The following is a 12,406-nucleotide window of genomic DNA, read 5'->3' as shown; positions in this document are numbered from 1 at the left end:
AGACATGAATCTCATATATAATTAATCTATTACAAACTTAGGGATAAATATTTTATTAAATAGTGATAAGCAATAATCATCACTCATTCCCGCCACATAATCAGCAACTCCTCGTTTCAAGCCTTCGTTTTTAGCTATGCTCACATAAATATCTGGCATCTCATAAGGATTTTCCTCAAAATGTTTAATTAATTGATTTAAAACAAATTTCGCCTTATTTCTTTCAACCTTTAATGTATCCCCTAAATATATATTTTTAAACATAAATTGTCTAAGTTCAGTCATTGCTTCACTTATTTCTGGACTTAACCCAATTTCCTTTACCCCATTATTAAGATTATCATTTGATTTTTTTATAAAATCTTTAATTAAGACATTTAATCTTTCGTTTGAAGTATCTCCAAATACTTTAACAATTTCTCTTGGAATCTCTTCTTTGCTTAATAAACCTGCTCTTATAGAATCATCAATGTCATGATTCAAGTACGCCATTTTATCGCTAAATTTCACCACTATTCCTTCTAATGTAATTATATCTTTAACGCTTCCAAGCCCACTATGATTTAATATTCCATTAATTACTTCTTCAGTTAGATTAAGCCCCTGCCCGTTATTTTCGAGTTTAGTAACAACTCTAACGCTTTGTTCATTGTGACGGAATCCATCTTCTAAATATTCATTTAGCACTTCTTCTCCATTGTGTGCAAAAGCAACATGCCCAAGATCATGCCCTAACGCTATAGCTTCAATTAAATTTTCATTTAATCCGATTCCAGCTCCAATATTTCTTGCAACTTGAGATACCTCTAATGTATGAGTTAATCTAGTCCTATAATGATCTCCAAATGTTTTTATATATACTTGTGTTTTATGCTTGAGGCGTCTGAATGATTTGCTTTGAATAATTCTATCTCTATCAAGCATATAACAAGTTCTAATATCATCATCTTCTTCTCTAATTTTTCTGCCAATAGAATTTTTTGAAAAAGCAGCTTCTTTAATTAATGTCAAGCTTTCAAAATTTTGAATTTTTTCTCTTACATTCATATATTATCACCTCTTTTTATGTATTCTATCTATATCATTATATTCCTCTATTTATTAACTATATTTATTATTTGCAAATAACTAAAAAATAATATCTTTATATTCATTAATTTTTATTTTTTATTATTTTTAGTCTAATACTAAGATTAAATTAATATTATTTAATAATTAGGAATTTTTTTATATAGAAATCTTACCTATATATATATATATATATATTTCTATATCTTAATTAAAATTTAAAAACATGTTAATTTTACTTAAAGGTATAACTTTCAATCAAAGTTTACCTTGTATCATAAAAGTTCAATAAAAATCACCTTATAAAGGAGTGTATTTATGGGTACTGAAGTTTTATCTTTACAAGAATCTAATCTTTCCCCAGAAATTATAAAACAAAATGTTTTACCATACTATAATTTACAAAACTCTCAGATTTCAATAATTAAATTTAAAGATACTGATAAGCAAAGAGCAGTTTATAGGGTAAATTATAAAGATAAAAATTACTGTCTAAAAAAAGTTTATTATAATTTGAATGACTTGCTATATGTATATTCAGCTATTGAGTGGCTATATAGAAATAATATTAGGGTCTCAAAACTTTTACCTACAATTGATAATAATAGATTTGTATCTTATCGAGATATGCTTTTTATATTAACTCCTTGGATTGAGGGTGAGAAATGTAATTTCGATAATTTGGATCATGTTTTAATCTCTGTAAGAAAACTCTCTGAGATTCATTCAGTATCTCGTAAATTTAGACCTATTTTAGGAAGTTCAGCAAAAGAAGGATTTGAGGATTATTACATATCTACCTTAAAACATTTTGAAGATTTACTTAAAGCATCAAATGAATCGTTTAAATACAAAGATTCATTTTCAAGACAATTTATTTCAAGTTTTGATATAAATTTACGCCTTGCTAAACTCTCTCTAGACATATCAAATAAAATTGACAATAATGAATTAAGTAAATCTTTATGCCATGGTGACTATGTAAACAAAAACCTAATTTTTCCTCCTGATCTAGATCCTTGGGTGATAGATTTTGATAAGTGCAAAGTAGATTACAGTGCAAAAGATCTAGCATATTTTATGCGAAGATTACTTAAACGAGAAAACACAAAATGGAATGTTGAGTTAGCTCTCTCTATATTAGATGCCTATAATGAATTGTGTCCTTTAACACACTCAGATTTACGTTACTTAATTTCTTATATTTGCTTTCCGCAAAAATATTGGAGGATATCAAGAGACTACTATAGGAATATTCACAAGTGTAATAAATCTGCTTTCTTAACTTTAATAATAAACGCGACATCAAAAACAAATCTTCAATATGATTTTGCGCTAGATATAATAAATCAAGTACAAAAAAAATTCAATATGACTTTACTTTGAAATTGTTTCTGTAAAGCACCATCTTTTATTAGGTTGAGCCAATCTTCTCTTCATGATTTTATAAAAACTAACTGCATCAGGCTGTCTATATTGTAAAATATTAGGCAGCCTGCATTCTAAATAATTTCATAATAACAGCTTAAAAGTACGATAATAAAAGAGCATTGTAATTAAAATCACATGTGATTTCAAATTACAATGCTCTATATTTTTTCACTTTAAATCTTCTTTTACTAAGATTTATATGCTACTTTATCATAATCTTTAATTTTTTAAAGTTATCTTGGATTTTTTACTTGCGCTTGTGCTGCTGCAAGTCTTGCTAGTGGAACTCTAAATGGTGAACAAGATACATAGTTAAGTCCTATATTATGGCAGAATTCAATTGATGAAGGATCTCCACCATGCTCTCCACAGATTCCTAAATGGATATCTGAACGAGTAGATTTTCCTTTTTCTACTGCTATTTTAATTAGAGAACCAACTCCTGTTTGATCTAATTTACCAAATGGATCTTGTTCATAAATCTTCTTTTCATAATAAGCAGATAAGAACTTAGCTGCATCATCTCTTGAGAATCCAAATGTCATTTGAGTTAAGTCATTTGTACCAAATGAGAAGAATTCTGCTTCTTTTGCTATTTCATCAGCTGTTAATGCTGCTCTTGGAATTTCAATCATAGTTCCAACCTTATAATCTAAAGTTACTCCTTTTTCTTCCATAACAGCTTTAACTGTTGATACAATTACATCTTTAACATATTTTAATTCTTTAATTTCTCCAACTAATGGAATCATTATTTCAGGTACAATATCGTAGCCTTTAGTTGTTTTAACTTCTATTGCTGCCTCTATAATAGCTCTTGCTTGCATTTCAGCAATTTCAGGGTAAGAAACTGCAAGACGGCATCCTCTATGACCCATCATAGGATTAAACTCATGTAATTCTGAAACAGTAGATTTTAATTCCTCATAAGTTATTCCCATTTCTCTTGCTAATTCTTTTATATCTGAATCCACAGTTGGCAAGAATTCATGTAGCGGTGGATCTAATAATCTTATTGTAACTGCTTTTCCTTCTAATGCTTCATAAATTCCTATGAAATCTGATTTTTGCATTGGCAAAATCTTATCTAAAGCTACTTTTCTTTGTTCTAAATCTTTAGATGTAATCATTTGTCTTACAGCCATAATTCTATCTTCTGCAAAGAACATATGCTCTGTTCTGCAAAGACCTATGCCTTCTGCTCCAAACTCAACAGCTTGTTTTGCATCTCTTGGACTATCTGCATTAGCTCTAACTTTCAATTTTCTTATTTCATCAGCCCATCCCATGAATGTCGCAAAATGTCCTGAAATTTCTGGTGTAACTGTTTTTATTTTTTCTCCATATACATTTCCTGAAGTACCGTCAATTGAAATGTAGTCTTCAGATGTATAAACTTTTCCGTTAACTTCTACAGTTCTCTTTACTTCATCAACTTTTATAGTTCCACATCCAGCTACACAACAAGTTCCCATTCCTCTTGCAACAACCGCAGCATGAGAAGTCATTCCCCCTCTTACTGTAAGGATACCTTGTGCTGCTATCATTCCCTCTATATCTTCTGGTGAAGTTTCAAGTCTTACAAGTACAACATCTTCTCCAAGTGCTGCTCTATCTTTAGCTTCATCAGCAGTAAATGCTATCTTACCACATGCAGCTCCAGGAGATGCAGGTAATCCTTTTGCAATTGGTGTAGCTTTCTTTAAATCTTCAGTATAAAAAGCAGGGTGTAATAATGTATCTAATTGTTTTGGTTCAACTTTTAAAATTGCTTCTTCCTTGCTTAGCATTCCTTCTTCTACTAAATCAACAGCAATCTTTAAAGCAGCTTGAGCTGTTCTCTTACCATTTCTAGTTTGTAAGAAATATAATTTACCTTCTTCTATAGTAAACTCCATGTCTTGCATATCTTTATAGTGATCTTCTAGTGTGTTAACAATTCCTTCAAATTGTGCATATATTTCTGGATTTTGTTCTTTTAATTTTCCAATTTCAAGTGGAGTTCTAATACCAGCAACAACATCTTCACCTTGTGCATTCATTAGATATTCACCATATATAGCATTGTCACCATTTGCAGGGTTTCTTGAGAATGCAACTCCTGTTCCTGATGTTTCTCCCTTATTACCAAATACCATTTGTTGCACATTTACAGCTGTACCCCATTCACCTGGAATATCATTTAATCTTCTATATACTATAGCTCTTGGATTATCCCATGATCTAAATACGGCTGTAATTGCTTCTATTAATTGAGCTTTAGGATCACTTGGGAATTCCTCACCCTTTTCTTTTTTGTAGATTTCTTTGAATTCACTAACTAATTCTTTTAAATCATCTGCTGTTAAATCTGTATCAAATTCAACACCTTTCTTCTCCTTAAGTTCATCAATCTTATTTTCGAATAATCTCTTTTCTATTCCCATAACAACATCAGAGAACATTTGAATGAATCTTCTGTAAGAATCATATGCAAATCTTGGATTATTGGTCAATTCTGCCATTGCTTCTACAGCTATATCATTTAATCCTAAGTTTAAGATAGTATCCATCATACCCGGCATTGAAACTCTTGCACCAGATCTTACTGAAACTAGTAAAGGATTTGTATTATCTCCAAATTTCTTACCTGTAGATTCTTCAAGCTTTGATAAACTTTCATAGATTTGACCTATTATTTCATCAGAAATCTTTCTACCATCTTCATAATATTTATTACAAGATTCTGTTGTAACAATAAAACCATCTGGCACTGGAATTCCTAGACTAGTCATTTCTGCTAAGTTAGCGCCTTTTCCTCCAAGTAGATTTTTCATTGAAGCATTTCCTTCACTAAAAAGATATACATACTTATTTGACATCTCAATACTCCCTCTTTTCTTATTATTTCTCACTATATTTACTATCGATGCCTATCCTAAGCATATTCAACAAAAAATAAATCAGCATGCTAATCTATTTCTTGTTATACTTCGTCGTTCTGTTTACCTAATAGTCCACTATGAGATAAACAGACTTCCTTGTCTAACAAGAAATATATATCGCATCATAGACTTATTTTTTATTTCAGATGCTTAAAGACTTCGTAGTTACCCTTAATTAATTAATCCTCATTTTCTCCAATTTTAACAAATAATTTTGTTATGTTAGTCTTAGAAACCTTTCCGATTATCTTCATCTGATCTTTTCCATCAGACTTTTCTATTATTTCAACAACCGGAATACTATCGATCTCATGTTCAATAATTTTCTTAGCCAAATCATATGCGTTGTCATTCTTATTCGCACAAATTATATTTGGCATTCTTGTCATAATTACTCCAACGGGAACTCTATGTATATCAGTCCCCCCTATTGAAATTTTGAGAAAGTCTTTTCTAGAGACTGCACCTGTAAGCACCCCATTATTTTCTATAAATAATGTCCCTACATCATTCAGAAATAGGTATACGATTGCATCATATACCATCGTATCTTCACTGACAGTCACAGGTTTTGACATTATTTCGGATACTTTAATTTTGTTAATGTTTGAATAAATCAATCCATTAGATGTTTTTCCTGTATATACATATCCTACCTTCGGTCTAGCATCCAAAGTTCCTATCATAGTCAGTACTGCCAAATCAGCCCTGAGCGCAGCTCTAGTAACTCCAATTTTTTCTGCAAGAGCTTCACTAGTTATAGGTGCATTTTCTTTTACTAAGCATACTATTTCTTCTTGCCTAGGTGATAATTTCAATCTTATCCCTCTTTCTGTAAATACAAGAAATATTTAGTTCAAATTCATTAATTTTTACTACTCTCTAATTATATCATGTAATTATTGTTTGACTAGACTTAATTTTCAGAAAAATCAAATAAATTCGCTAAATATTTCTTGTATATTAATTTTATATCACTGATATATCTATTTTTCTTTATATTACTCTCAATATCACTTAATTTTCTGAATTTTCTTTATCTTCATCAAAATTAACTGTATAGGTATATACAGTATCTGAACCAGTATATACTTTTTGTTTTGAATCATCACTATGTTTACCTATGTCATTCTTCATTTCATTAACCTTAGTCTTAATTTTATCAGCAAAATCAGTAGCTTTATTTTTAACATTGCTTGCCATTTCTGAAACATACGTGTTTACAACTTCCACAGATCCATCTTCCATAGTTATCTCTATTGTAATTTGAGTCGCTATTGCCGCAATAACTCCTGCTGCAAGTATTGGTGGAATTATAATAGCTACAACTCCTGCTGCAATTCCTGCATTAACTGGAATATCTACAAGTTCCTTATCATCTTTCTTAACCTTTATCCTAGTAACATTTCCCTTTTCTATTATTTGTTTAATCAAAACCCTTAGTTCCTCTATAGATATAGGAGCCCTATTTACTTCCTCATCAACAAATTCATCATTAATATCTGATAACTTTTGAGACTTTTCAATGTATATTAAAGCCTCTAATACGTCTCCTTCGCATACTTCTAAAGCTTCCTTTGCCTTTTCATAGCTTACTCCTGTTCTCTCACGTATCATATCAACTTTTTCTAATGTTATATTTTCCATAAATCATCACTCCTTAATAAATTTTAACATCTCCAAACTTTTAGGCTTTTTAGCATAGCTATTCGATACTAAAAAAGTAATTACTTTTTCAATCTCACTTTTTATTTCATGATTTAAATTTAGTCTATATAATTTATCTATATCCATATTCATCAAAAACCTCAAGGCATTATATGCACCTTTTGAAATAAATACTCCATGTTCTTTGGGACATTCATCACATATACCTCCATAGTGGGATAAACTTATATAATTAGATGAAGATATCTTTTTTCTACATACGCTACAATTATTCAATGTTAGATTATATCCAGTTGTTTTTAATAATCTTAATTCAAATGCTCTTATTAGTAGTTCGTAATCTAGGGCATCTGTATTCAGTAGGTATAATGTTGTAATCAATGTCTTAAAAAGTTTCATATTAATTTCATTATCAGTACAAGCAATATCTATTAATTCGCATAAGTATGAGGAATATGTAAGCTTATGTAAATCATTTAAAAGACCTTGAAAAGATTGAATTATTTTTCCTTCTTGAAGAGTGTACAAGCTCTTACCTTTATATACCATATATTCTCCATAACATAATGGCAATGTCAATGCTAAGAACTTACTTTTACTTTTTTTAGCGCCTCTAACTATAGCTGTAATTTTACCTAACTTCTCAGTATAAAACCAAACTAGTTTGTCATTCTCTTTAAAATCTTGCGTTTTTATAATTACAGCTTTTGTTTCAACTATTGACAGGTCAACCATCTCCCACTTGGAATATATAAAAAAAAATAATATGTTAGGCTAATTATCTATTTCTTTGAATTCGCTTTATATCCTAATTCTTTTAATAAAAGCTGATTATCTCTCCATTCTTTTCTAACTTTCACCCATATTTTTAGATTAACCTTGGATCTTAAAAATCTTTCTAATTCATATCTTGAATTTTCGCCTATTCTTTTAAGTGTTTGACCATTCTTTCCAATTATTATTCCTTTATGGGAATCTTTTTCACAGATTAAATCTACTTCTATATGATATGTACCTATTTCATTTTGTTTCATTTGAATTATATCTACTGCTATACCATGAGGCACTTCATCTCTCAAGGTTCTTAAAGCTTTTTCTCTAATTATTTCTGATACTACAAACTTTTCTTGAACATCTGTTATCATGTCGTCTGGATAATATTTAGGTCCTTCTGGCATTGCTTTCTTCATAAGTTCTACTAATACATCAACGTTTTTCCCTTTTATTGCAGAAATAGGTACTATCTCTGCAAATTTAAATTCTTTTGAATACATTTCTAAACTTTTTGCCACTCTATCTTGTGTACTTTCATCAACCTTATTTAAAACTAAAAATACAGGACACTTTTTATCCCTTAAGGTTTCTAATATAAATTTATCGCCCTTTCCAATCTCCTCATCTGGATTTGTTAAGAATAATACTAAATCAACATCTTTAGTAGATTCTTTTGCCGAATTTACCATGTATTCTCCTAACTTATGTTTAGGTTTATGTATACCTGGTGTATCAACAAATATCATTTGATAATCATCGCCTGTCAATATTGTTTGTATGTTATTTCTTGTTGTCTGAGGTTTATTAGAAACTATTGATAACTTTTCCCCCATTATATAATTTAATAAAGTCGATTTCCCTACATTAGGTCTTCCAACTATTGTAACAAATCCTGATTTAAACATTTTTTCCTCCTCAAAATAAGCTTAAAAAAGCTTAACTAACGTTATCCTATTTTACAAATAGTATACTCTATTTATAAGTAAATTGACAATCTACTATTCTTAATTTGATCATATAATAATTTAATAATCACTTCCAATTGTTTCCTTATGAATTAAATCATTAATTCTTATAATTTAAGAAATAGGAGACAATATAAGTTTTATTTCATCTTATATCTTCTCCTATAAATATTATTTTTATTATTCTATATTTAATTAAAGCCTAAATAATGTAAAAATAAACAAAGTTAATAATATACCAAATATAGCTCCAACTATTACCTCTAAAATACTATGAACTTCTGAATCCACTCTACTTTGTGCAGTTATAAACGCCAATAAAAAACTCAATAGAATGCAAATTGGTTCCTCCGTTATTAATGATATTGCAGTTGCTATTGAAAATCCCAAAGCACTGTGGCCACTGGGCATTCCCCCTTTTAACGGAGTTCCTTCTCCAAATATTGCTTTCGCTATTATAGTTACTATACATACTATTACTAGAACAATCAATATCGTATATGGCTCTGAATTCTTTACTTTATTAATTAAAGAAAATGAAAATCTACTGAGCCTATCCCAAAATATAATATAACCAACTAATAATGCATTTATGGCTGTTATTAATACCGCACCTGCCGCCGCATTCTTAGCGATTTTAGCCAAAGGGTGGTAATAATTAGTTGTCATATCTATAGTCGCCTCTATGGCTGTATTTATAAGTTCAGCAGCTATTACCATAGTTATTGTAACAGCTAATATCAGAAACTCATATTTTGTTATGTCAAAGAAAAAGCTTGCAATTAGTACTACTAACGCCACTATTAAATGGATTTTCATATTTCGTTCAGTTCTTACAGTATCGATAATCCCAGTTATGGCATTATTGAAGCTTTCCAGTGTTTTTTTCATTTTCATTATTTACCCCTACTTCTATTACATAATAAAAAATATTACCCTCTGATTATGTTAAGTTTATTTAAAATATCTTCTTCTCTACTTCTCATAATTATTTTATCATCATCCTCCATATGATCGTATCCCAATAGATGCAATACTGAATGTACAACTAAGTATGAGGCTTCCCTTTCATATGAATGATTAAATTCTTTACTCTGTTCTAATGCTTTTTCTAATGAAAGAACTATATCCCCAAGTACAAGTTCGTCACCATCAAAATCAGATTGAGAAAACTTATAATCTTTATACATATCCTTAAATACTTTCTTATCTTCGTATTCTAACATAGGAAAAGATAATACATCTGTTTCTCTATTTATTCCTCTTGTTTCATTATTAATTTCCTTTATTTCATTATTATCAACGAACAATAATGAAATTTCACATTTCATATTTACTTCCTCTTCTTTTAATGCAAATTCTATTACTTCTGTTAATCTTTCTATTAATTTTTCACTTGCTTCCACTTTATTTTGTCTATTATCTACATAAATCATTATTTAAATTACTCCTTAGTTTTAAATTAACCTTTATTGCTTTCACCATTGAAATCCTTCATTTTTTCTTTAGGGTATTCTATTCTTTGATGGTATATGCTATTTAACGAAGTCAAAAAACATACTCTTATTTTTTCTATATCTTTTAATGTTAAATCACAATCATTTAATTGTCCTGATGATAATTTATCATCTATAATGCAATTAACCATTTGGTTAATTGCATCCTTAGTAGGTTTCTTAATTGATCTTACAGCCGCTTCAACACTATCAGATAGCATTACTATCCCAGCTTCTTTTGAGCTTGGTATTGGGCCTTCATATCTATAATCTTCTTCTTTTATTTCCTCTGGATTTTCAGCACTATTTTTCATAGTATAGTAAAAATACTTTACTAATGTTTTACCATGATGCTCTAATATAATATCTTGGATAACCTTAGGAAGCTTATATTTTTTAGCTAACTCCAGACCATCTTTAACATGAGATTTTATTATCATAGCACTTAAATTTGGAGGTATATTCTCATGTGGATTATCTATCCCCATTTGATTCTCTCCAAAGAAATATGGCCTCTCTGTTTTTCCAATATCATGATAATATGATCCTATCCTTGTAATTACCGAATTAGCACCAACTTCTTCTGCTGCCATTTCTGAGAGATTTGCAACAAGCATACTATGGTGATATGTTCCTGGAGCTTCCATTAATAATTTTTTTAACAGTGGTGTATTAGGATTTGATAATTCTAGCAGCTTTAATGTAGTAACCTCATTAAATGTACCTTCTAAAAACGGTAATATTCCTAATGCAAATATACCTGATAAAAGGCCTCCAATGAATGTGATTCCACCCTTTACTAACACATCTCCGAAATTGCTCGATATTAATATTCCCGTAGACAATGTAAGTATTACGGTAACAACAGCAGTATACAATGTTGAATATAGCAATTCATTTCTTTGTTGCATCTTTTTCAAAAATGCCGCTCCTAATACCGAACTTACTATTCCTAGAATAATAATCTGAACATCAAAACCATTTAATGCTCCTATAACTATTGCATTTAAAGCGCTAAGTACAAATGATATCTTATAATTTAGTAATAGCGTAAGCATCATAGGCGCGCACGCAAACGGAATTAGAAAAGGCGATATAACCCCTACAGTTCTAGCTAACACAAGTGAAATCAAATTAATTGTACTTATAAGAATAAGCTTTTTATTGTTCTTATATATTTCACCATAATTTATTCTCACATATCCATATTGAAGAAACAATATTATCATCCAAAATATTGCAAGCGCTAAATAAATATATACATAAGCGGTTACATTTTCATCGTTAAGCATTCCAAGATCTGATAGAATATCAATTTGATCTTGTGTTACAGGCTCTCCTTCTTTAACTATAATCTGATTTTGTTTTATTATTACTTTAGATACATTCTTCTTGACTTCCTGTATCTTTTCTTGTGTTTTTTCTTCATCAAAAAACACATTCGGGTTTATTTGTGTTTGAGCTATTTGCTTTAAAGCACTTGATACATCTTTATCCAAGTTTAAATTATCTATTTGAGTTGAAACAGCTCCTTTTGCTTCTTTTAAGGCACCTTCATCTTTTTCCTGTATATTTTTTTCATATGCACTGTCAATTATATTTACTATTTTGTCTTCTATGCCCGGCAAAGTATCTTTTGATATTCCTATCAACGCCTTACATTGTTCATCTGTTAATTGAAATATAGTTAATTTCTTAAGCTCAGTTTGCTTATCAGCTACGGTAGAGCTCGCCATATTGCTTAATGATACAAGTTTATCGAACAATGCCCTTACATTATCCTCAGCTTCTTTCTTAACTTCTGGCTTTGATGTATACTGTTTCCCTACCTTTTCGGCCGCTTGATCTTCTTTTTCCTTTGTAGCTTTTTCATCCACTATATCTCTTGGAGCTTTTATATCTACTCTTGGTATATCTCCTTCTTTTAAGCTATATTGCTTAGGAGTTATTGCGGTAACAAGCAATAAATAGCCTATACTAAATACAAGTATAAATAATACAATTCTTTGAATTCTATTATTTTTCCATTTATTATTTTGTTTTATATCCATGTAATTCACCTTTTCATCTTAATAATAAG

10 protein-coding genes are annotated in these 12,406 nt (G+C 29.8%); 1 reads left to right on the top strand and 9 read right to left on the bottom strand.

Features of this window, described 5'->3' with window-relative positions; all coding sequences use genetic code 11:
* Nucleotides 1–21 precede the first annotated feature (21 nt).
* Nucleotides 22–1,047 (bottom strand): deoxyguanosinetriphosphate triphosphohydrolase, encoded by a 1,026-nt coding sequence (locus F3K33_RS04630; RefSeq protein ID WP_017211787.1) that lies wholly within the window; start codon nt 1,045–1,047, stop codon nt 22–24.
* Nucleotides 1,048–1,386: 339 nt separating this feature from the next.
* Between F3K33_RS04630 and F3K33_RS04625 the strand changes: the two genes are divergently transcribed.
* Complete coding sequence (locus tag F3K33_RS04625) at nt 1,387–2,454, top strand: CotS family spore coat protein (protein WP_011968193.1); 1,068 nt, start codon at nt 1,387–1,389, stop codon at nt 2,452–2,454.
* A gap of 278 nt (nt 2,455–2,732) precedes the next feature.
* On the opposite strand, the gene ppdK is transcribed toward F3K33_RS04625, so the two are convergent.
* The 8 genes from ppdK to F3K33_RS04585 form a co-directional block, all read right to left on the bottom strand.
* Complete coding sequence (gene ppdK / locus F3K33_RS04620; protein WP_023974002.1) at nt 2,733–5,360, bottom strand: pyruvate, phosphate dikinase; 2,628 nt, start codon at nt 5,358–5,360, stop codon at nt 2,733–2,735.
* Nucleotides 5,361–5,602: 242 nt separating this feature from the next.
* On the bottom strand, nt 5,603–6,241 hold the full coding sequence (gene ccpN, locus F3K33_RS04615) for a transcriptional regulator CcpN (RefSeq protein ID WP_017211784.1): 639 nt from the start codon (nt 6,239–6,241) through the stop codon (nt 5,603–5,605).
* Between the two features lie 199 nt (nt 6,242–6,440).
* Nucleotides 6,441–7,070, bottom strand: coding sequence for a DUF4342 domain-containing protein (locus tag F3K33_RS04610; protein ID WP_023974003.1), 630 nt, complete (start codon nt 7,068–7,070; stop codon nt 6,441–6,443).
* A gap of 6 nt (nt 7,071–7,076) precedes the next feature.
* Entirely contained in the window at nt 7,077–7,826 is a 750-nt protein-coding gene (gene recO / locus F3K33_RS04605; RefSeq protein ID WP_039771895.1) for a DNA repair protein RecO, read from the bottom strand.
* A 47-nt stretch (nt 7,827–7,873) separates the two neighbouring features.
* The gene (era, locus tag F3K33_RS04600) at nt 7,874–8,770 is read right to left on the bottom strand and encodes a GTPase Era (protein WP_011968188.1); all 897 of its coding nucleotides are present in this window, start codon (nt 8,768–8,770) and stop codon (nt 7,874–7,876) included.
* Nucleotides 8,771–9,025: 255 nt separating this feature from the next.
* Nucleotides 9,026–9,727: a diacylglycerol kinase gene (locus F3K33_RS04595; RefSeq protein ID WP_011968187.1), complete on the bottom strand. Its 702-nt coding sequence runs from the start codon at nt 9,725–9,727 to the stop codon at nt 9,026–9,028.
* Between the two features lie 35 nt (nt 9,728–9,762).
* Nucleotides 9,763–10,266: an rRNA maturation RNase YbeY gene (gene ybeY / locus F3K33_RS04590; RefSeq protein WP_011968186.1), complete on the bottom strand. Its 504-nt coding sequence runs from the start codon at nt 10,264–10,266 to the stop codon at nt 9,763–9,765.
* Nucleotides 10,267–10,292: 26 nt separating this feature from the next.
* Entirely contained in the window at nt 10,293–12,377 is a 2,085-nt protein-coding gene (locus F3K33_RS04585; protein WP_011968185.1) for an HD family phosphohydrolase, read from the bottom strand.
* Nucleotides 12,378–12,406: the final 29 nt, after the last annotated feature.

Source organism: Clostridium beijerinckii (genome assembly GCF_008705175.1).
Lineage (GTDB): Bacteria > Bacillota > Clostridia > Clostridiales > Clostridiaceae > Clostridium > Clostridium beijerinckii.
Note: the sequence above shows the minus strand (reverse complement) of the source record. Positions and strands in the feature narration are given on the sequence as shown.